Below are 20,079 nucleotides of genomic sequence, written 5' to 3' on the forward strand. Positions count from 1 at the left end.
GATGGCGGAGGGGTGGGATTCGAACCCACGATGAGCTTGCACCCATACCGGTTTTCGAGACCGGCGCATTCGACCACTCTGCCACCCCTCCGCAGGGATGCTGTCCCCTGGTCGGTGGGGAGGCGCGGAAAATAGCGCAACTCCCGCACTCTGGCAAACGCTTTCTTCGCTTTTCCTGTCGATTGCGAAACGAGGCCTAGAGACCGCGCAACGCCGCGATATTTCCGGCGTAATCGGGGGTCTTGAATACGGCGGAACCGGCAACGAACGCGGTGGCCCCGGCCTTGATCAGGCGGGGCGCGATCTCGGCGGTGACGCCGCCATCGACTTCAAGCTCGATCGGGCGGTCGCCGATCAACTTGCGGATGCGGGCGACCTTCTCGACCTGCGACTCGATGAAGCTCTGGCCGCCGAAGCCGGGATTGACGCTCATCACCAGGATCAGGTCGAGACGGTCGAGCACGTATTCCAGCACGCTTTCCGGGGTCGCCGGATTGAGCGACAGACCGGCCTTTTTGCCCAGCGAGCGAATCAGTTGCAGCGAGCGGTCGATATGAAGATCGGCCTCGGCATGGACGGTGATGTAATCGGCTCCGGCCTTGGCGTAATCCTCGATATAGGGCTGGGCCGGGGCGATCATCAGATGGACGTCGAACGGGCGGGCGGTGTGGGGGCGCAGCGCCTTGATCACCGCCGGTCCGATCGTCAGGTTGGGGACGAAGTGCCCGTCCATCACATCGATATGGATCCAGTCGCCGCCCGCCTGATCGATGGCGCGGACTTCCTCGCCCAGGCGGGCGAAATCGGCGGAAAGGATGCTGGGGGCGATCTTGACGGTCATGGCGGCACGGGTCCAGGGAGGGGGAAAGAAACCGCCCCGTCGCGGACGGACCGGACGGGGCGGGGATCAGTGGCGGAAGATCAGGCGATCTTGGGGGCCAACTCGCCCGAGGCATAGCGGGCGGTCATCGCCTCCAGCCCGATCACTTTGATCTTGCTGGCCTTGCCCGCCGCGCCAAAGGCTTCGTAGCGGGCCTGGCAGATGCCGCTCATGCTCTTGATCGTCTGCTTGAAATAATCGCGCGGATCGAACTTCTTCGGCTCGTCGTTGAAGAACTTGCGGATCGCGCCGGTCGAGGCCATCCGCAAATCGGTGTCGATATTGACCTTGCGGACGCCGTGCTTGATCGCCTCGACGATCTCTTCGACCGGCACGCCATAGGTCTCGCCCAGGTCGCCGCCATTGTCGTTGATGATCTTCAGCCAATCCTGCGGCACCGAGCTCGATCCGTGCATCACCAGATGGGTGTTGGGGATGCGGGCGTGGATTTCCTTGACCCGGCTGATCGCCAGAACGTCGCCCGTCGGCGGACGGGTGAACTTGTAGGCGCCGTGGCTGGTGCCGATCGCGATCGCCAGCGCATCGACCTGGGTCTGCTTGACGAACTCAGCGGCTTCGTTGGGGTCGGTCAGCAACTGAGAATGGTCGAGCTTGCCGGCCGCACCGACGCCGTCTTCCTCGCCGGCGGTGCCGGTTTCGAGCGACCCCAGGCACCCCAGTTCGCCTTCGACCGAAACGCCGCAGGCATGGGCGATGTCGACGACCTGACGGGTGACGCGGACGTTATAGTCCCAGTCGGACGGAGTCTTGCCGTCTTCCTTCAGGCTGCCGTCCATCATCACCGAGGAGAAGCCGGACTGGATCGCGCGCACGTTGATCGAGGGCGAGGTGCCGTGATCCTGATGCATGCAGACCGGAATCTGGGGATAGGCTTCGGTCGCGGCGAGGATCAGGTGGCGCAGGAACGCCTCGCCCGCATACTTTCGAGCCCCGGCCGAGGCCTGGAGGATCACCGGGCTATCGGTGGCGGCCGCAGCCTCCATGATCGCCTTGACCTGCTCCATGTTGTTGACGTTGAAAGCGGGGATGCCATAGCCGTGCTCGGCAGCGTGATCGAGCAACTGGCGCAGCGAAACGAGCGACATAAAAGTCTCCTTCCTGGCGTTTCTTCGGTCGCGCCGACGGGTTACAGACGGGCCAGCGCGGCCTCGGCCACCGCACGCGCGGTAATGCCGAAATGGTTGTAAAGCGTGTCGGCAGGGGCCGAGGCGCCAAAGCCGGTCATCCCGATCACAGCCCCATTGTCGCCGACCCAGCGCTCCCAGCCGAACGTGCCGAGCGCTTCGACGGCGACGCGGACGGTGCCATCTCCCAGCACCGCCGAACGATACTCCTTCGTCTGGCGCTCGAACAGTTCCCAGCAGGGCAGCGAGACCACGGCGGTACCGATTCCCTGGCTTTCCAGCAGGTCCTTGGCTTCCAGCGCCAGCGACACTTCCGAGCCGGTGGCGAGCAGGGTGACCTGACGGCTCTCCAGATCGGATTCGGCCAGGATATAGCCGCCGCGCGCGGTCAGATTGTCGTCGGAATGGATCGTCCGCAGGGTCGGCAGATTCTGACGCGACAGCGCCAGCACGCTGGGGCCGGTCTCGTTATCGAGCGCCGCTTCATAGGCTTCCATCGTCTCGACCGGGTCGCAGGGACGGAACACCAGCACGTTGGGGGTGGCACGCAGGGCGGTCACCGTTTCGATCGGCTGATGGGTCGGGCCATCCTCGCCCAGACCGATCGAATCGTGGGTCAGGACATAGATCACCCGGCGGTTCATCATCGCGCTCATCCGCAGCGCGGGCCACAGGTAATTGGCGAAAATCAGGAAGGTGCCGCCATAGGGGATGAAGCCGCCATGCAGCGACAGGCCGTTCATGATCGCGGCCATCCCGTGCTCACGGACGCCGTAATGGATGTAGCGGCCGGAGAAGTCGGTCGGGGTGATCGAGCGGGTGACCTTGGTGTGGGTCAGGTTGGAATGGGTGAGGTCGGCCGACCCGCCGATCAGCTCGGGGATCACCGGGGTCAGCGCTTCCAGCGCTTCCTGGCTCGACTTGCGGGTGGCCCATTTCGGCTGTTCCGCCGTCACCTTGCGCTTGAAGTCGAGCACTGTCTGGTGCCAGCCTTCGGGCAGGCGACCGGCGACGGTGCGCTCGAACTCGGCGCGTTCGGGATAGGCGGCAAGACGGGCTTCCCAGGCCGCACGCTCGGTGGCACCGCGGCGTCCGGCGGCACGCCAGGCGTCCAGGATCGGGGCGGGAATCTCGAACGGGGCATGCGGCCAGCCCAGCTTGGCCCGGGCGCCCGCGATCTCTTCGGCTCCCAGCGGCGCACCATGAACCTTTTCGGTACCGCCCTTGGTCGGCGCGCCAAAGCCGATCACGGTGCGGCAGGCGATCAGGCTGGGGCGGTCGCTGGCCTTGGCGGCCTCGATCGCGGCGGCGATCGCTTCGGGATCGTGACCGTCAACGCGGGTGACGTCCCACTTGGCGGCGCTGAAGCGGGCCAACTGGTCTTCCGAGGTCGACAGCGCGGTGTCGCCATCGATACAGATGTGGTTGTCGTCCCACAGCAGGATCAGCTTCGACAATCCCCAATGCCCGGCCAGCGAGATCGCTTCCTGGCTGATCCCCTCCATCAGACAGCCGTCACCGGCAATGACGTAGGTGTAGTGGTTGACGATGCCGTCGCCGTGCCGCGCCGCCATCATCTTTTCCCCCAGCGCCAGACCGACGGCGTTGGCCAGACCCTGGCCCAGCGGCCCGGTGGTGGTCTCGGCGATCGCGACATGGCCGAATTCGGGGTGACCGGCGGTGCGGGCGCCGAACTGGCGGAACTTGCGGATCTGATCGATGTCGAGATCCTCGTACCCGGTCAGATAGCCCAGCGCGTAAAGCAGCATCGAGCCGTGACCTGCAGACAGGACAAAGCGGTCACGGTCGGCCCAGCGCGGCGCTTTCGCATCGAACTTGAGGAATCGGGTGAACAGCACGGTTGCCACGTCGGCCATGCCCATCGGCATGCCGGGATGGCCGGACTTGGCCGCCTCGACGGCATCCATGGACAAGAAACGGATGGCGTTGGCCATGTCGGCTGGGGAAGTCATCGTGCGGTCCTTATCGGCTGGGGGAACGGGACAAAGAAGAAAGGGGCAGGGGAAACGGGCGGTCAGCTCCGTTTGTGCCAACTGGTCAGCATCTGGCGGTGCCCGGCCGGGCCGCCGATCATCAAGGTATGGGTCAGTTCCTGGTCGCCCCGGCGTTCGACGCCATCGAGCAACAAGCCGGTGGTGATCCCGGTGGCGCAGAACGCGACCTTGTCCGAGCGCACCAGTTCTTCCAGCCGATACCAGCGGGTGAGGTCGATGTCGGCCGCTTCGACCGCCTGCTGCTCGGTGGCCAGTTGGGGGTCGACCCGGGCCATGAAATCGCCGCCCATGGCGCGGATCGCAATCGCCGACAACATTCCTTCGGGTACGCCGCCGGTGCCCATCAGCGCGTCGATTCCCGATCCCGGCGTTACCGCCATCAGCGCTCCGGCGACATCGCCCGCCGGATAGAGTGCGACACGGGCACCCGCTTCGTGGATCGCTTCAACCAGCGCCTTGTTGCGCGGCTTTTCGATCACATAAATGGTGAGGTCGAGGATCGGCTTGCCAAGAGCGCGCGACAATTGACGCAACCGCTCGGAAATCGGGGCGGCGGGATCGACCCGGCCGCGCGCCGCAGGGGGCACCGCCAGTTTCTCGACATAGCGGACGGGGTGAAGGTCGATCAGGCTGCCATGCGGGGCCAGTCCGACCACCGCCATCGCATTGGTCATCCCCTTGGCGAGATAGCTGGTTCCTTCCAGCGGATCGACCACCAGATCCCATTGGGGGGCGTGTTCGGGATCGCCGAAATGCTGGCCGTGATAGAGCGAGGAGATTTCGTCGCGGGGACCTTCACCGATGTGAAGGAGACCGTTCAGCGGCAATTGCGCCAACCGGGCTTCCATCGCGCCGACCGCAGCATCGTCGGCCAGGGCGCGGTCGCCGCGCCCGATCCAGTCATAAGCGGCCCGCGCCGCGGATTCAGTTGCCCGACGCAGATCATAGGGGCTGATGGGCAGGCCATCGGCATGCGCGTCGCGAGGGTCATGCATTCGCCGTCGTCCTCTCCGCCATCACCCCATCAACCGGGGTGATATTTTTTTCGCCGAGTGTGGGGGGACGGGTCAAGTGAAGGAACACCCGTTCGGAGCCACCGCAAAAAACTTGTGGGTAAGGCTGACCCACTCGGAAGAGTGGGGTCATCCCCGGCGCTCGTCAGGTGAAGGCCTTGAAGGCGATCAAAGTAAAGGTGTCGGTGACGCCGGGCAGGGTCTGCACGTTCTCGACCACGAACTGACCGAGATCGACGCCGTCTTCGAGGTAACATTTCAGCATCAGATCATACTGACCCGAAATCGAATGCACCTCGGACACGGCCTCACTCTCGACGGCATGGTCGGCGACTTGATAGGCCTGACCCGGCAGGCACTTCAGCATGACAAAAATGGTCTGCATCGGGGCTATCCTCCGGTTCGGCGACAAGGGGGGAGAGGCGGACAGAGCCGCCCGTCTCACTCCTCGGCGACGGCCTCCACTTCATCCTCGTCTTCGTCGGCCAGATCGCGGGCCGACAGCTTGGACGGCAACGGCACCGGGATCAGGATGAAATCGGGCGGATGGTCGCCAAATCCCACCACGTCGTCGGCATGCAGCATCTCGCCGATTCCCAACTCGTCGATCCGACCCCGGCGGCGGCCACGGTCGTCACGGCCACGGCCGCGCTCGTCACGGTAGCGTGAGCGGGATTCGGCAGCGGCGGGACGGATGTCGCGGATCGGGGCTTCCTCGCGCGGCGGAGCGGCGGGGGCGGGGCGGGGCTGCGGCACTTCGATCGCCGCCTTGCTGGCCGGTTGCGGCTCGCGCAGAACGGCTGAGGCCGGGGCGGGGGCCGGAGCCGGGCTTTCGCCGCGGGCGGGGCGGCCACGGTCACGTCCGGTGGGCTTGGCGGCACCACGTCCACCGCGACCCTTGCGGGCAGTCATGTCCAACTCCAGGGCTGGCACCCCCTCGACGGCGATGCGGGGAATGGTGTTCCCGATCAGCTTTTCAATCGCGGCAACCGCTTTGCCGTCATCGGGGACGGCGATGGTGAAGGCACGTCCGGCCATCCCGGCGCGACCGGTGCGGCCGATGCGGTGAACGTAATCTTCGGCATGGATCGGAACGTCGAAATTAAAGACGTGGCTGACCGCCGAGACGTCGATGCCGCGGGCGGCGACGTCGGAACAGACCATCAGGCGAATTTCGCCCTTCTTGAAGCTGTCGAGCGTGTCGCCCCGGGCCGACTGGGCCATATCGCCATGCAACTGACAGACATCGAAATCGTGCTTCTTCAGCGAGCGATAGAGGATGTCGACGTCACGCTTGCGATTGCAAAAGATGAAGGCGTTCTTGACGTTCTCGGTCCGGATCAGATGGCGGAGCGTCTCGCGCTTGTCGATTTCCTCGACGACGGCAAGATGCTGCTCGACCGTTGCGGCGGTGGAGGTGCCGGGCGAAACGGTGATTTCCTTCGGATTCATCAAGAAAGCGTCGGCGAGGCGGCGGATTTCCGGCCCCAGCGTCGCCGAGAAGAACAGGGTCTGGCGGATTTTCGGCAGCAGGCCGACGATCCGTTCGACATCGGGGATGAAGCCCATGTCGAGCATCCGGTCCGCTTCGTCGATCACCAGGACCTTGACGTCGTTGAGCAGGATGCGGCCGCGCTCGAACATATCGAGCAGACGTCCCGGAGTCGCGATCAGCACGTCAACACCGCGATCAAGCAGCGCGGACTGATCGCTCATCGACTCGCCGCCGATGATCAGCGCCTTGGTCAGGCGGTGATATTTGCCGTAATTGTCGAAATTCTCGGCCGCCTGGGCCGCCAACTCGCGGGTGGGGGCGAGGATCAGCGAGCGCGGCATCCGCGCCTTCGCCCGTCCTGCCGCGAGAATCTCGATCATCGGCAAGGTGAAGGAGGCGGTTTTGCCGGTGCCGGTCTGAGCACAGCCCAACACGTCCCGGCCCATCAAGACAACAGGGATCGCCTGCGCCTGAATGGGAGTCGGGCAAGTGTAGCCAACTTCAGCCAGCGCTTTGAGAAGCTCGGGGCCGAGACCCAGGTCCTCGAAAGTCATCGAGGGGCTTTCCGGGCCGTCCGAGCGGCCATGTTCGATAGGGGATGTCATACGCGGCGGAATAATAGGGCTTCTTTCGGCCAAGTCAATGTCGTAACTGCGAAAAGGTAGCGGCGTGACAAGGATTGCGTCAATCCGATCCGGTCGATACCCTTTTTCCCCGCCATAACCACAAAAACAGGGGGTTGCCACCATGTTGATCGATGCCGAGCGTTCCTGCCTGCTGATCGTCGACGTTCAGGAGTCGCTGGCTCCGGTGATGTTCGACCCACGCCGGGTTTATCGCGGCTGCGGCCTGTTGATGCGGGCGGCGGTGCGGCTGGGTCTGCCGGTGGTGGTGACCGAGCAATATCCCAAGGGCTTGGGCCCGACGGCCGGTGAGTTGCTGGCGCTGGCCCCCGAGGGGGCGGTGATGGAAAAGCTGCATTTCTCCTGTGCCCACGATCCGGCGATCCGTGCCCGCGTCGATGGGTTGGGGCGTCCCCGTCTGGTGATCGCCGGGCTTGAATCGCATATCTGCGTGTTGCAGACCGCGCTCGGCTTCAAGGCGGCTGGATACGAGCCGGTGGTGGTTGCCGATGCTTGTGCCTCGCGGACCGAGGCTAATTTCAACGCGGCGATGGCCCGCATGGCCGATAATGGGGTCGAGATCGCCACGGTTGAGATGGTGATCTTCGAATGGCTCAACCGCGCCGGGACCCCGGAATTCAAGGAACTGTCCGCCCTGGTGAAGTAAGGAGAGGTCGCGATGTCCGAGACTCTGATTCTGCTCCCCGGCCTGCTGTGCGATTTCCGGCTGTGGGAGCGTCAGGCCGCAGCCCTCGCCCCGCAGGCTCGGGTGGTGGTGCCCGATCTGTCGCAGGACGAGTCGCTGGCGGCGATGGCGGAGCGGGTGCTGGCGGCGGCCCCGCCGCGTTTCGCCCTGGGCGGCCTGTCGATGGGCGGCTATCTCTCGATGGAGATCATGCGCCGGGCCCGGAACGGGTCGAGCGGCTGGCCCTGATGTGTACCAACGCCCTGGCCGACCCGCCCGAGCAGCGGCAGCGTCGCCTGGACGCGATTGCGCTCGCCGCGACTCCCGCCGGCTTCGATCAGGTGGTGGCGGCGCAGACCTCTGTCTTGCTGGCTCCATCCTCTGCCGCCGATCCGGCCATCGCCGGTCTGTTCCGGGCGATGGCGCAGGCGGTCGGGCCTGAGGGCTTTGCCCGTCAGCAGCGGGCGATCATGGCCCGTCCCGACTCGCGTCCCGGTCTGGCCGCGATTGCCTGCCCGACCCTGGTCCTGTGCGGGGCACTCGATACCCTGACGCCGCCCGATCTGCATCGGACCCTGGCCGAAGCAATCCCGGCGGCCCGGCTGGAAATCGTGCCCGACAGTGGCCATCTCACCCCGATCGAGCGGCCCGACCCGGTTTCCGCCGCCTTGTCATCCTGGTTAAGAGAAGGCTGAATATATTTAAGAATCAGGTTATTAACTGATCGTCTTCGACCACGTAGAGATCGGCGATATCCTCGAAATCGCCATCAATATTGATCGGGGCGATCTGGGCGAACAGGTCGAGGATCACCACCGCATTCAGCGCGGCGTCGCGGTTGACGCTGTCGCGCATGCGGTTCGACAAGGCCAGATTCATCGCCGACAGTTCTGCGTAATTGTCCTTCAGTCCCTGGAGGGACAGCGCCTCGTCGCTGCCCTGCTGTTGCTGGGCGATATAACGGCCCAGCAGCCAGATTGCGAACGAACGGGTCAGCGTTTCCTTCTCGTCGGCGAACGGGGTGTGGTAGCGCGCCATCGGTCGCAGGAACCGGGTCAGCGGGCAGCCCGAGGTGGCGCAGACCAACCCGATCAGCGCCGCCATGCCGGTCTGGAAGGTGGTATTGGCGACAAAGGTCCGAACCGGGGTTTCGACCTCGATCACCGCTTTTTCGTGAGACACCCGGTTGGCAAAGGCGGGCAGGAACATCGCGATGCCCAACGCCGAAGGGCAATGGGTGGTGCGGTCATCCAGCGGACAATTGGGGCAGCGGCGATGGCCAAGCTGGGTCCAGTCGGGGCGTGGGCTGTCTTCGGGCAGGATCAGGCGAAACGTCTCGGGGTCGAAATGGAGGACAACCGGGAGCGGATGATCGCTGTTGGCGAAGAAGCGGTAAGAAATCTGGTAGGCACCCGACATAGGTTATGGCTCCGACCGGAAGAGAAACGCGCCTGCTCTCGCTGATGTGGGGAGGCGCGTCTCCGACCTCAACCGTCAAGCATGGGCGGCCAGACGTTCGAAGCCACGTTCCAGATCGGCGATCAAATCCTCGGCCGCTTCCAGACCGGCATGGAAGCGCAAAGATGGCCCGACCGGTTTCCACTGGGTCGCGGTGCGGTGGATCGAATGGCCGCCGGTGGGGATCACCAGACTTTCAAAGCCGCCCCACGAGAAGCCGAGCTTAAAATGCTCGTATCCGTCCAGCATCGCATCGACCGCCCTTTTGCTGGCCGGTTTCAGGATCACGCCGAACAGGCCGCAGGACCCACTGAAATCGCGCTGCCACAGCGCATGGCCGGGATCGGATTTCAGCGCCGGATACAGCACCCGGTCAACCTCGGGCCGGGCTTCGAGCCAGCGGGTCAGCGTCTGGGCGGTATCGGCATGATGCTTCAGCCGCACCGGCAGGGTGCGCAGGCCACGCAGGCCGAGATACATCTCTTCGGTGCCGGGGCTGTGACCGAACGCGGCGACCGAACTCTTTACCTTCAGCCACAGCGCTTCGGTGGCGGTGGTGATGGTGCCCAGCATCGCATCGGCATGGCCGACGATGTACTTGGTCGCGGCCTGAATCGAGATATCCGCGCCCTTTTCGAATGGCTGGAAATTCAGCACCCCCCAGGTGTTGTCGATCATCACGATCGCGCCCGCGGCATGGGCGGCGGCGGCGATGGCCGGAATATCCTGAACCTCGAAGGTCAGCGAGCCGGGGCTTTCGGTGAACACGACCCGGGTGTTGGGGCGCAGCAGAGCGGCGATGCCGCCACCGATCAGCGGGTCATAATAGGTGGTCTCGATCCCCAGTCCGGCCAGCACCTCGTCACAGAATTTGCGGGTGGGCGCATAGGCGGAATCCGTCATCAACAGATGGTCGCCAGCCTTCAGAAAGGCCATCAACGCGCCGGTGATCGCCGCCAGACCGGAGGAGGTGGCGACGCACCGGGCTCCCCCTTCCAGTTCGGCTACCGCGTCTTCCAGGGCGAAGGTGGTGGGGGTGCCATAGCGGCCATAGCGGACACCGTCGAACAGCGAGCGACCGCTCGATTCCATCGCCGCAACCGAGGGTAGCAGGATCGTCGAGGCGCGAAAGACCGGAACGTTGACGGCACCGTGATAGCGTTCGGGGTGGCGTCCGGCGTGGAGGAGGCGAGTTTCTTTTTTCATCGGGTCCGGCATATGGGAAAGGGGGGAACCCATCGTGCCCCGCCCCGCCCGGGTGCCAAGCGGATTTCTCTATCGATTGGCCTCCTGACCGGGGGCGGCGTGCTGGGTCGCACGGTCAGAGGGCAATCGGACCGATCACGATCCGGGTTCGGCGTGGATGCGGTCGGTCACCAGCAACACCCGGGTCAGTCCCGGGGCTCTCGCCAGCCCCGGTTCGTCGTGCCAGTAGACAGCGGGTGTGCGCGCCTAGCGCCAGCCCGTTCGGGTGAAACCGGAAAATCTCCATGTCACGTACAAGCCCCCAGCAGAGCCTCGCCCGGATCGGCTGGGGCGCGGGGGAATGCGGGGTCAGGCCGTGGCGCTGACGATGGTGGTGTAGATTTTCTCCAGCAGGGTCAGCGCACCGCGATAGCCGACATGCGAGCGCGACAGCACCACTTCATAGGTGGTGGGGAAGGTGACTTCGACGATCGGGGCTTTCATCCCCTTGGCGACGTCGCGTTCCCAGGTCGTGCCAAAGATGATCGGTGGCTTGTGGCCGAAATCGGTCCGCAGTAATTTCTGATGGATGATGTAGCTGTCTTCCTCGAACTCGACCTCGGTCGAGACATCCTCGGCGATGGCGCGGTATTCGGCCTCGATCGCCGGACGAAACTCCTCGGGCGGGTTGTCGGTGATGATCTGAAGCGCCGGGATCAGCCCTAATTGGTTGACCAGGAACTTGGTCAGGGCAAGATTGTAGGTGCTGTCGGACAGCACCGCGAATTTGGCTGGCAATCCCCACCAATATTCGGCGTAGAAGGTGGTGAAGTCTTCGAGGTAGCTGTAATAAATGCGCTCCTCGGCGGCGATGAATGCCTCGGCCGGGGCGGGGTCCAACCCGGCGAAATCGACCACCTTGCGGATCAGGTCGGCACAGGCCTTCGCTCCGATCGGCAGAACCGGAACGTGCAGGAACGGCTGGCCGTAGGTGCGTTCAAGGTGGCGGGCGATATCAAGGCCCAGCCAGGGCGACAGCACCAGATTGAACTGGGCCTCGGGGATCGTCTTCCATTCCGCGACCCCACCGGAATGCTGGCCGAACAGGATGTTGACGGTCAGACCCGCCCCTTCGAGAATCCGTTTGATCTCGGCAAGATCGCCCCGCCAGAACGGATTGTGATAGGGCAGCAGCGACCAGACATTGACCAGCCCGGCTTGCTTCGGCCCGTCATAGGGGCCGACATATTGATCGATGATGGCGCGGGCGACCAATTCGTGCCCGGTGAAATTGTTGCCCTTGAAGCCGCCGGTTTCGGCAAAAGCCACCGGGGTTTCGGCATCGCGGAAATCGCGCACCACCGAGCCGACATCGTCGCCGACCAGATCGGAGATGCAGCCGGTCAGCACCACGAACAGATCGGCGTCGAGAACGTCCTGAGTGGCGCCGATCAACTCGCGCAGCCGGTCGGCTCCGCCGAACACCACTTCGCGTTCGGAAGCGTTGGTGCTGGGCACCACCGCGCCACCGCCATAGCCGCCGCCCTGCCACGCATTGTACATCGCCAGATTGACGAATTGTTTGTCGGCGCAGCCCGGCCCGCAATGGGTGATCGGGATGACGCGGGGAATCGCCGAAACCGAATGCATCGCCGCGATTGAGCAGGGATAGCGGATCTGTTCGATCGAGTTGGTCTTCACCAGAGGCGGGAGCGGGCTGTCGTGGAGATCAAAAGTCATGGTCGTGGTCTTCTTTCTCTATTCGGCACGCTTCGCCAGGGCGAACGGGTCCTTTTGCTCCAGCCACTTTTTCTTGTAGGGGAGCTTGGTGTGTGCGGCGAGGTCGAGGTGGAACTTGCGGTGGGCCAGGATGTTGAGGACCGACTCACCGATATTCAAGATGCCCTGGTAACCGACCGCATGATGCTCGTCGCCCAGCGGAATCGCCGGAATCCCCAGCCGCGAGGCCAGCGGGGCCAGCCCGTTGTGCCGGATCAGGATGAAATCGGGGTTGACCCGCTGGAGCAGCGCATAGAACTGGTATTGCTGGCGGTTGCCGACGCTGAAATGCGGCACGTCGCCATAGGTGTCGATCAGGTGGGTCAGGGTGTCCTGGCGCGGGTCCTGACTGTCGTAGACGGGGTCATGGTGGAACACCAGCGACCCATTGACCTCAATCCCCAGTTCGCGCAGCACGCAGATCAGGCCGTGGGAATAGGCCGACCCGGTTGCGACATAGCCCTTGCGTCCCTCCAGGCGGCGGCGCAGATCGGCCAGCCGGGGAGCGATGCGGGCATGTTCGGCGGCGATGAAGGCTTCGGCCTTGTCCTCGCGATGGGTGACCCGGCCGATCTCGCGCAGCCAGGCATCGGTCCCGGCAATGCCATAGGGCATCGGGGCCTTGATTTCGGGGACGCCGAATTCCTGTTCCAGCCCGGCGGCGAGGTAGGACGACAGGGTGTAGCAGAACCCCACCGTCGCCGCCGCTTCCGACATCTGGGCCAGATCATCGACGCTGGCCAGATCGACGACGTAATTCACCCGTAGGCCGAGGTTGGCCAGCATCGGCGAGAATACGTCCGAACCCCACAGATTGATCACGTTGACGAGATCGTCCTGTTTGCGGGTCGGGTTCTTGCGGACGATCTGGCGCAGGATGCCGTGCTGGGCGGCGTCGAATCCGGTGCTCCAATGCTTCGACTTGAAGCCCTCGCAATGAAGCGGGATCACCGGAATCCCAAGTTCGGCCTCGAAGGCGCTGGCGACCCCATCGACATCGTCGCCGATGATGCCGGTGGCGCAGGAGGTGCCGATAAAAATCGCCTTGGGATGGTGACGTTCCCAGGCATCACGCACCGATTGTTCCAGCTTGGACACCCCGCCGAACACCATGTCGCGCTCGGTCAGGTTGGTGCAGATCAGGTGAATGTTCTGTACCGGCTTGTGGCGGGCGGCGAGGCCGTTGCGAAAGCGCAGGTTATAGGACACCTGACCGGCGCCGCAGCCGATTGGGGCGTGCTGGATCAGCACCGCGTCGAGGATGTGACCGGCCTGATTTTCCACCATCATCTCGGAACAGACCGAGCCCTGGGTAAACGGTCCTTCAAGTTCGCAAATCCGCCGCGCCTTCTGGCCGCAGCCCTTGCCCTCGCCGCTGCCGCAGCCACGGGCATAGGCCGATTGCCGGGCTAGCTCCGAGGCGGTGCCATCCCAGCCGACAATGGTGCCCAGCCGCTGTTCGCGGCTTTCCACCACCGGGGTTTTCAGATTGATCGGCATATCGGACTCTCCAGGGTTCGTGAGGTCGGAGGCTGGGTCCGGCTCATTCTGGCAGCCAGCGCCGACCGCCACCGCCACCGGGCGGTTGTTCGAGCAGGCCGCTGGCCGACAGGCGGCGCAGTGCGCGTTCGATGAAATCGGGGATCATGAAGGCGTCGATTCCCTGGGCCTCCAGCCGCCGTTGCGCGCCAAGGCCGATCCGGGCCACCACCACGGCGCGGCAATCGGCGATCAGGTCGATCGTCTGCTGGATCAAATCGTCATTGTGGCCGGGTTCGCCGTCGACATCGCCCCCGCATGACGGCCGGTTCGGCCGTCGTTCGACCACCCGGATCGTCGGGCCGTCGAGATCGCAAATCACAAACTGGGTGGCTTGGCCGAAATGCTGATGGACGGTTTTGCCATCCTCGCTCGCCACGGCAACTCTGATCGACATCCTTTTTCCCCCGACAGATACCGCCGCCCCACGTGCGGTGAGGCGGCGGCCACATCCATCGGGATTGAACGCAATCAGCGCCACCCCTGTCAATATAATCTACATATCTACCATATTAATAATATATCATGGCTGGGCTGCGTGTCTTACAGACCGCGCAGCCGCTCTTCGTCCAGCATCCGGCTGCTGTAGGATTTCACCGTGTACAGACCCGCCACCGGGTTGTGTCCCAGCACCCGATCCTTGACCACCAGGGTCGTTGCCGGCGCTTCGGAATGGCGGAAGAACAGCGAATCATGGCCGACGCACAAGCCCATGATCACATTAAGCCCGGTCTTTTCCCGATTGAGCAGGCGGGCCTGAAGCACCGGATTGCAACAGGCTTCGAACCCGCACTTGATCTTCAGGTCTTCGGCGATGCCGATCTCGGATTTATCGACCGAGCCGACCTTGCACAGCGCCGCCACCGTTTCGAATCCGGCTAGACGCAGGATTTTGACCAGGATTCTGGTTTCCTCGATCAGCCCCAGGCAGGTGGCGATGCCGATTTTCTGGACACCAAGGCGGCGGGCGAAGGCGACGGTTTCCTCGACCCGGTTCAGCTTGCAGTAATAAAGCCCCTCGACCTCGGCGGCGGCGTGGGCGATCCGGGCGTCGATATCGTCACCGCGATAAAGCTCGACCAGTTCGGCCCGTTCGGCCGGATCAAGATCGACGGTGGCGCAAAAATCGGGATAGCGCTTGTCGTGCCGATGGCAATGGAGCTGGGCGCATTCGGAGCAGGTCGCGGATTCGGGCTTGGTCTTGGTCATCGGTGGAAGGGTCCAGTGTCGGGGAGGGGCGGCATCATAGCCGCGTGGCGGGCAGGGCTGCTATATAAAAACACATTAACCACTAGACTGATGGTGTGATATCGTCACGGCATCACGACAGAGAGTTTTTCATGACCGCTCATTCCCGCGAGACCCATCTAGAGGTCGAAACCAGACCTTATCTCGATATCGTCGCCCCCCGCCATATCCGCGACCGCCTTGATCTGGTCATCGCCGCCCGGGCCTTTCGGCCCCAGATTGACGATCTGCAAAGCGATTGGGTCGCCACCGTGGCCGCTCCTGCTTTCAAAATTCTGCATCAGCGTCGCGGTGCCGCCGCCTGCCGTTCGTTCTGTGCCATTGGCACCGGGGTCGGACTCGATGCCCTGGCCGCAATCGAATTGCTGGAAGCCGAGCGAGTCGGCCTGACCGATCTGTTTGACGAGGTCGTCCAATCCGCCGCCACCAATGTTCGCCGCAATCTGCGGCCGGGGCGGGCGGTCACGATTCAAGCCGGGGCGGGTGATCTGCTGCGGCCGTTGCAGCCTTTCGGGGTCAAATACGATCTGATTCTGGAAAATCTGCCCAATCTGCCGCTGGCCGAAGGGCAGGATCTGGCCAGCGAACGGACCAGCGCCTCGTTCGTGCCGGAACGGACCGAGGCGGTGCCGCCCTTTATCCGCGACTGGCTGCTGGTGCTGCATTACCTCGCTCTGGTTCAGGCCCGCGATATGCTGACCGAGGGGGGCGCGGTCGTTGCCACTTTGGGAGCCCGGCTACCGCTGGCGATCCTGAAGCGGATGGCCGAGGCAGCCGGATACCAGCCGACGATCCTGACCTATGGCTGGAAGGTTCAGGGCGTCGCCGAAGAGGTGATCGGTGCCTATGAAGCGTGGGAGCGCAAGGGGTTCGGCCCCTTTACCTTCTACCCCGTCGCGGTGCTGGAAGACGCCTTTGCCGGTCTCGATCCGGCCGTGGCCGGGGAGAGGGCCGAGGCGATCGAACACGATCTGGCCCCGCACCGGCTGGATTCGGTCGCGGCATGGGAAGCTCTGGCCCGAGGCGAGCGGATTGGTCACACCGTCGCCGTTCTCTATGCGACGCGGCGGGCGGCGGAATGAGAGAAACCGTGTCCGGCCCGGCCTTGGCCGATCTGCTGCGGCTTCTGCGTTCTCGTTTCGAGGCCGCCCGCGATCGTTCCGATGCGGTCGGTGCGGAAATCACCGCGGTGCTGGCCGGTCTCGACCAGATCGGCACTACCCCGCTGGCGTGGCAGGCGACCGATCATCCGCTGATCCGCTCTCTTCCGGCGGCGCTGGACCTCCTGGCACCGCTGGCTCTCGAGATCGCGGACGTCCTGAGCCGGATCGGGTCCGATCTGCCCTGGCGCTATGGCTATGCCGCCCGTCCCGATCAGCCGGGGCTGGAGGCGGCGATGGGGTGGGCCGAGATCGTCGGCCCAGCGGCACCGTTCCGCAGCGACGATGTCTGTTTCGGGCTGACCCTGATCGGACCCGACACCCATTATCTGCCGCACCGTCATCCGGCGGTTGAACTGTACCATGTCCTGGCCGGGACCGCCGCCTGGAGCGCCGCGGGCGTGACCTCCCTGCGCCCGCCCGGATCGTTGATCCTGCATCCCGCCAATCTGGTTCACGCGATGCGGACCGGTCCGGAACCGCTGCTGGCGCTCTATTCCTGGACCGGCGACGTGATTTCGCCGTCGGTGTGGGCCGATGAGTCTTTCGATCCCGTGGAGCCGCGATGACCGTCCTTCCTCCGCCCGCCCGGCATCTGGAAACCCTGGCCCTGCATGGCGGTTCGTTCCGTGCCGATCCCTCTACCGGCTCGGTCGCGCCGCCGATCCATTTCACCACCTCGTTCCAGTTCCGCGATACCGAACATGCCCGCCGTCTGTTCGGACTGGAGGAGGTCGGCTACACCTACACCCGGACGGTCAATCCATCGCGAGAGGTGCTGGAGCGGCGTCTGGCGGCGCTGGAAGGCGGTGTGGCCGCCCTGGCCGTCGCCAGCGGCACCGCCGCGACCCTGTATGCGCTGCTGACTCTCACCGCCAGCGGCGACAATCTGGTTGTCAGTGCCGACCTTGCCACCGGACGCAATGCCGGGCTGCTGCCGACCCTGCGCCGCCTTGGTATCGAGGTGCGGCTGGCCGATCCCACCGATCCCGCCGCCTTTGCCCGCGCCAGTGATGACCGCACCCGCGCCTGGTTCGCCGAAAGCTTAGGTTGGCCCGATCTGCGCCCATTTCCGATCGCGGACGTGGCCGACCAAGCCCGCTCAGCCGGGATTCCTCTCCTGATCGATAACAGCGCGACCCCGCTGTCGCTTCGTCCGCTGGCTTTGGGGGCAGCGGTGACGATCTATTCTGCCAGCGAGTTCATCGGCGGTCACGGTGTGGCGATCGGCGGACTCATCATCGATGGCGGCGGCTTTGATTGGGAGGCGGCCGGGCCGCGTCTGCCCACCCTCAACACTCCCGATCCGTCCTATCACGGCATTGTGTGGTCCGAGGTGGTCAAGCAATGGAAGGCGTCGCCGCTGATCGCCCGGGCGCGGGGCGGGCTGTTGCGCGATTTCGGCGGTACGATCAGTCCGTTGATCGTCTTCCAACTGATCCAAGGGCTGGAGACGCTGCCGTTACGGATTCGCCACCATACCGCCCAGGCCGAGCGGATCGCGGCGGGACTAGCTGCCCATCCCAAGGTCTCGAACCTGCACGGCGGGATCGGCGGGCTGATCGCGTTTGATCTGCCCGGTCCAGCCGAGGCGGCGCGCTTTATCGATGCGCTGGCACTGTTCGGGCGGTCCAGTTCCTATGGCGATGTCCGCAGCGCGGTGGTTCTGCCCGCCCTGGCTCCGACCCGGATTGTGCTGTCGATCGGCCTCGAACATCTAGACGATATCGAGGCCGACCTTATCCAGGCGTTGGCGCGGACCTAACGCCCGGCGAAGACGGGTGGACGCTTGGCCTTGAAGGCGGCCAGCCCTTCTTCGATATCCTCGCTGAAGGTGACTGCATCGACCTCGCGCCGGGCCAGCCCGGCCAGTTCCGACGGCCCCTTAGGCAGGGTGCAGCCGACAAAGCGCTTCAATTGCGCCAGCACCAGGGGGGCGTTGGCGGCCAGCTTGCGGGCATATTCAAGGGCGGCGTCAAGCTGTTGTCCGGCGGGAACCACCTTGTTGACCAGACCGATCTCGTAAGCCCGTTGGGCCTCGAGCGGATCGCCGACCAGCACCAGTTCCATCACCGCCTTGTGCGGCACCCGCGCCGCCAGCGAGGCGATCAGCCCGCCGCTGAACCCGACCTTCGCCTCGGGATAGACGAACTTGGTATCGTCGGCGGCAACCGCCAGATCGGCATATTGAACGAACAGCAGACCGCCGCCGACCACCCATCCCGACACTGCCGCGATCACCGGCTTGGTTACCTCGATTCCGATTCCGGGCACCGCCCGCCATAGATCGTGGGGAATGTCGTCGAGATCGGCTCCGGCGGTAAAGGCCCGGTCGCCGTTGGCGGTGATGATCGCGACACGGTCGTCACTGGCTTCAAAGGCCCGCCATGCCGCGTTCAAATGCTCGACCACCTCTTTGGTCAACGCATTGCGCTTGTCGGGGCGGTTCAGGGTAATGATGAAGACCCGGTCTTCGGACCGGGTCAGCACAACGGGTTCGCTCATCGGTTTACTGCTCCTCCAGGGCTTGCAGGATGTCGTCTTGGATATCGGCGGGCGTCTCCAGCCCGACCGACAGCCGGATCAGTCCGTCGCTGATGCCGTGGCGGCGGCGGTCCTCGGCGCTATAGGTCGAGTGGGTCATGCTGGCGGGATGCTGGACCAGGGTTTCGGCATCGCCCAGGCTGACGGCACGGGTGACCAGGGCCAGCCGGTTCATGAAGCGCATCCCGGCTTTGATACCCCCGTCCAGTTCGAAGGCGATCAGGCCGCCAAAGCCGCTCATCTGTTGCCGGGCCAGAGCGTGGCCGGGAAAATTCGCCAATCCTGGATAAAAGACGCCGCGGACAGCTTTGTGATCGCTAAGTATTTCGGCGATGGCCTGGGCCGAGGCAGAGTGGCGCTCCATCCGGAGTTCCAGCGTCTTTAGCCCACGCAGCAGCAGAAAGGCGGTCATCGGCGCGATCGTCGCCCCGGTGAGAAAGCGCAGACCCTGGCCGCGAATCCGCTCGATGATCGCCTTGGGTCCGATCACCGCCCCGGCGATCAGATCGCCATGGCCGCCCAGGAATTTTGTGGCGGAATGGACCACCAGATCGGCCCCCAGCGCCAGCGGCCGTTGCAGGGCCGGGGTGGCGAAGGTGTTATCGACCACCGCCAGAGCGCCGACCTCATGGGCCAGGGTCGCGATGGCGGCGATATCGATCAGCTTCAGCGTCGGGTTGGATGGCGTTTCAAAAAAGACCAGCTTGGGCCGGTGGGCGCGGATCGCGGTGGCGGCGGCGTCAAGATCGGCGAAATCGACCACTTCGGTCCGAATCCCAAACTTGGTCAGTCCTCGGGTGAACAGGGCAAAACTGTTGCCGTACAGGGTGTTGTTGACGACAACGCTGTCACCGGCCGCCAGCAGGGTCCAGGCCAACGCGCTGATCGCCGCCATCCCAGAGGCGACCGCCAGCCCGGCCTCGCCGCCTTCAAGGCTGGCCAGCCGGTCTTCCAGCAGGGATTGGCCGGGGTTGCGGGTGCGGCCATAGACATAGCCCTCGCGCTGGCCGAGGAACATGTCTCGCCCGGCCTCGGCCGACTCGAAGGCATAGGTCGAGGTCATGAACACCGGCGGCGTCAGTGCGCCGTGTTCCTGGGCGGGATCATAGCCATGGTGGATCGCCCGGGTGGCAAAGCCGCCCTCGGCGCGGTTGCTCGGATGTGACGTCATCGGATTAGGACTGCGCTGCAACGATCTCGACCAGCTTGGTTTTCTGGTTCGAGCGGGGCAACGTTCCAAACGGGACCACCGTGACGGCGGGGCGAAGTGCGAGGATGTCGCGGCTGCGCTGTTCGATGGCGCGGGCCAG

The 20,079-nt window shown here is 64.5% G+C and carries 20 protein-coding genes and 1 tRNA gene; 6 read left to right on the plus strand and 15 right to left on the minus strand.

What is annotated here, in order from left to right:
• Nucleotides 1-2 precede the first annotated feature (2 nt).
• The 7 genes from K678_RS13845 to K678_RS13875 all read right to left on the minus strand — a co-directional run bounded on the left by K678_RS13845 (nt 3) and on the right by K678_RS13875 (nt 7,102).
• Nucleotides 3-91, minus strand: a tRNA-Ser gene (locus tag K678_RS13845).
• Nucleotides 92-196: 105 nt separating this feature from the next.
• The gene (rpe, locus tag K678_RS13850; protein ID WP_021133087.1) at nt 197-841 is read right to left on the minus strand and encodes a ribulose-phosphate 3-epimerase; all 645 of its coding nucleotides are present in this window, start codon (nt 839-841) and stop codon (nt 197-199) included.
• Between the two features lie 80 nt (nt 842-921).
• Nucleotides 922-1,986, minus strand: coding sequence for a class II fructose-bisphosphate aldolase (gene fba, locus K678_RS13855; protein WP_021133088.1), 1,065 nt, complete (start codon nt 1,984-1,986; stop codon nt 922-924).
• Nucleotides 1,987-2,027: 41 nt separating this feature from the next.
• Entirely contained in the window at nt 2,028-3,998 is a 1,971-nt protein-coding gene (tkt, locus tag K678_RS13860) for a transketolase (RefSeq protein ID WP_021133089.1), read from the minus strand.
• Nucleotides 3,999-4,060: 62 nt separating this feature from the next.
• A complete protein-coding gene (glpX, locus tag K678_RS13865) occupies nt 4,061-5,035 on the minus strand; it encodes a class II fructose-bisphosphatase (RefSeq protein ID WP_021133090.1) in 975 nt (324 codons plus the stop codon).
• Between the two features lie 163 nt (nt 5,036-5,198).
• Nucleotides 5,199-5,438: an Lrp/AsnC ligand binding domain-containing protein gene (locus K678_RS13870; protein ID WP_021133091.1), complete on the minus strand. Its 240-nt coding sequence runs from the start codon at nt 5,436-5,438 to the stop codon at nt 5,199-5,201.
• Between the two features lie 56 nt (nt 5,439-5,494).
• Nucleotides 5,495-7,102 (minus strand): DEAD/DEAH box helicase, encoded by a 1,608-nt coding sequence (locus tag K678_RS13875; RefSeq protein WP_039853275.1) that lies wholly within the window; start codon nt 7,100-7,102, stop codon nt 5,495-5,497.
• Nucleotides 7,103-7,295: 193 nt separating this feature from the next.
• Between K678_RS13875 and K678_RS13880 the strand changes: the two genes are divergently transcribed.
• Genes K678_RS13880 through K678_RS19875 form a run of 3 tightly spaced genes read left to right on the plus strand, consistent with a single transcriptional unit; the run spans nt 7,296 to nt 8,551 of the window.
• Nucleotides 7,296-7,838, plus strand: coding sequence for a hydrolase (locus K678_RS13880; RefSeq protein WP_021133093.1), 543 nt, complete (start codon nt 7,296-7,298; stop codon nt 7,836-7,838).
• 12 nt (nt 7,839-7,850) lie between these two features.
• Entirely contained in the window at nt 7,851-8,105 is a 255-nt protein-coding gene (locus K678_RS19870) for an alpha/beta fold hydrolase (protein WP_021133094.1), read from the plus strand.
• Complete coding sequence (locus tag K678_RS19875) at nt 8,105-8,551, plus strand: alpha/beta fold hydrolase (RefSeq protein ID WP_021133095.1); 447 nt, start codon at nt 8,105-8,107, stop codon at nt 8,549-8,551. The genes K678_RS19870 and K678_RS19875 overlap by 1 nt, the downstream gene beginning before the upstream one ends.
• A gap of 13 nt (nt 8,552-8,564) precedes the next feature.
• Here the strand turns inward: K678_RS19875 and K678_RS13890 are convergent, their stop codons facing one another.
• The 6 genes from K678_RS13890 to K678_RS13915 form a co-directional block, all read right to left on the minus strand.
• The gene (locus K678_RS13890; RefSeq protein ID WP_021133096.1) at nt 8,565-9,275 is read right to left on the minus strand and encodes a DUF6901 family protein; all 711 of its coding nucleotides are present in this window, start codon (nt 9,273-9,275) and stop codon (nt 8,565-8,567) included.
• 75 nt (nt 9,276-9,350) lie between these two features.
• Nucleotides 9,351-10,520: a cystathionine beta-lyase gene (metC, locus tag K678_RS13895; protein ID WP_039853276.1), complete on the minus strand. Its 1,170-nt coding sequence runs from the start codon at nt 10,518-10,520 to the stop codon at nt 9,351-9,353.
• Nucleotides 10,521-10,868: 348 nt separating this feature from the next.
• The gene (locus tag K678_RS13900; RefSeq protein WP_021133098.1) at nt 10,869-12,239 is read right to left on the minus strand and encodes a nitrogenase component 1; all 1,371 of its coding nucleotides are present in this window, start codon (nt 12,237-12,239) and stop codon (nt 10,869-10,871) included.
• A gap of 18 nt (nt 12,240-12,257) precedes the next feature.
• The gene (locus K678_RS13905; RefSeq protein WP_021133099.1) at nt 12,258-13,778 is read right to left on the minus strand and encodes a nitrogenase component 1; all 1,521 of its coding nucleotides are present in this window, start codon (nt 13,776-13,778) and stop codon (nt 12,258-12,260) included.
• Nucleotides 13,779-13,821: 43 nt separating this feature from the next.
• Nucleotides 13,822-14,214 (minus strand): NifB/NifX family molybdenum-iron cluster-binding protein, encoded by a 393-nt coding sequence (locus K678_RS13910; protein WP_021133100.1) that lies wholly within the window; start codon nt 14,212-14,214, stop codon nt 13,822-13,824.
• Between the two features lie 146 nt (nt 14,215-14,360).
• Nucleotides 14,361-15,026 carry a DUF1847 domain-containing protein gene (locus tag K678_RS13915; RefSeq protein WP_021133101.1) on the minus strand — a complete coding sequence of 222 codons (666 nt, stop codon included), beginning with the start codon at nt 15,024-15,026 and terminating at the stop codon, nt 14,361-14,363.
• Between the two features lie 131 nt (nt 15,027-15,157).
• Here K678_RS13915 and K678_RS13920 point away from each other — a divergent pair, with 131 nt between their 5' ends.
• Genes K678_RS13920 through K678_RS13930 form a run of 3 tightly spaced genes read left to right on the plus strand, consistent with a single transcriptional unit; the run spans nt 15,158 to nt 17,990 of the window.
• Nucleotides 15,158-16,147, plus strand: coding sequence for a class I SAM-dependent methyltransferase (locus tag K678_RS13920; RefSeq protein ID WP_021133102.1), 990 nt, complete (start codon nt 15,158-15,160; stop codon nt 16,145-16,147).
• Nucleotides 16,144-16,794, plus strand: a complete 651-nt coding sequence (locus K678_RS13925; RefSeq protein WP_051185945.1) for a dimethylsulfonioproprionate lyase family protein — start codon at nt 16,144-16,146, stop codon at nt 16,792-16,794. The genes K678_RS13920 and K678_RS13925 overlap by 4 nt, the downstream gene beginning before the upstream one ends.
• Nucleotides 16,791-17,990, plus strand: coding sequence for a PLP-dependent transferase (locus K678_RS13930; RefSeq protein ID WP_021133104.1), 1,200 nt, complete (start codon nt 16,791-16,793; stop codon nt 17,988-17,990). The genes K678_RS13925 and K678_RS13930 overlap by 4 nt, the downstream gene beginning before the upstream one ends.
• Here the strand turns inward: K678_RS13930 and K678_RS13935 are convergent.
• Both K678_RS13935 and K678_RS13940 read right to left on the minus strand, forming a co-directional pair.
• Entirely contained in the window at nt 17,987-18,730 is a 744-nt protein-coding gene (locus tag K678_RS13935) for an enoyl-CoA hydratase/isomerase family protein (protein ID WP_021133105.1), read from the minus strand. The two genes, K678_RS13930 and K678_RS13935, sit on opposite strands and share 4 nt — an antisense overlap.
• Before the next feature lie 4 nt (nt 18,731-18,734).
• Nucleotides 18,735-19,940: a trans-sulfuration enzyme family protein gene (locus K678_RS13940; protein ID WP_021133106.1), complete on the minus strand. Its 1,206-nt coding sequence runs from the start codon at nt 19,938-19,940 to the stop codon at nt 18,735-18,737.
• Nucleotides 19,941-20,079: the final 139 nt, after the last annotated feature.

It is taken from the genome of Magnetospirillum fulvum MGU-K5, assembly GCF_000442515.1.
Lineage (GTDB): Bacteria > Pseudomonadota > Alphaproteobacteria > Rhodospirillales > Magnetospirillaceae > Phaeospirillum > Phaeospirillum fulvum_B.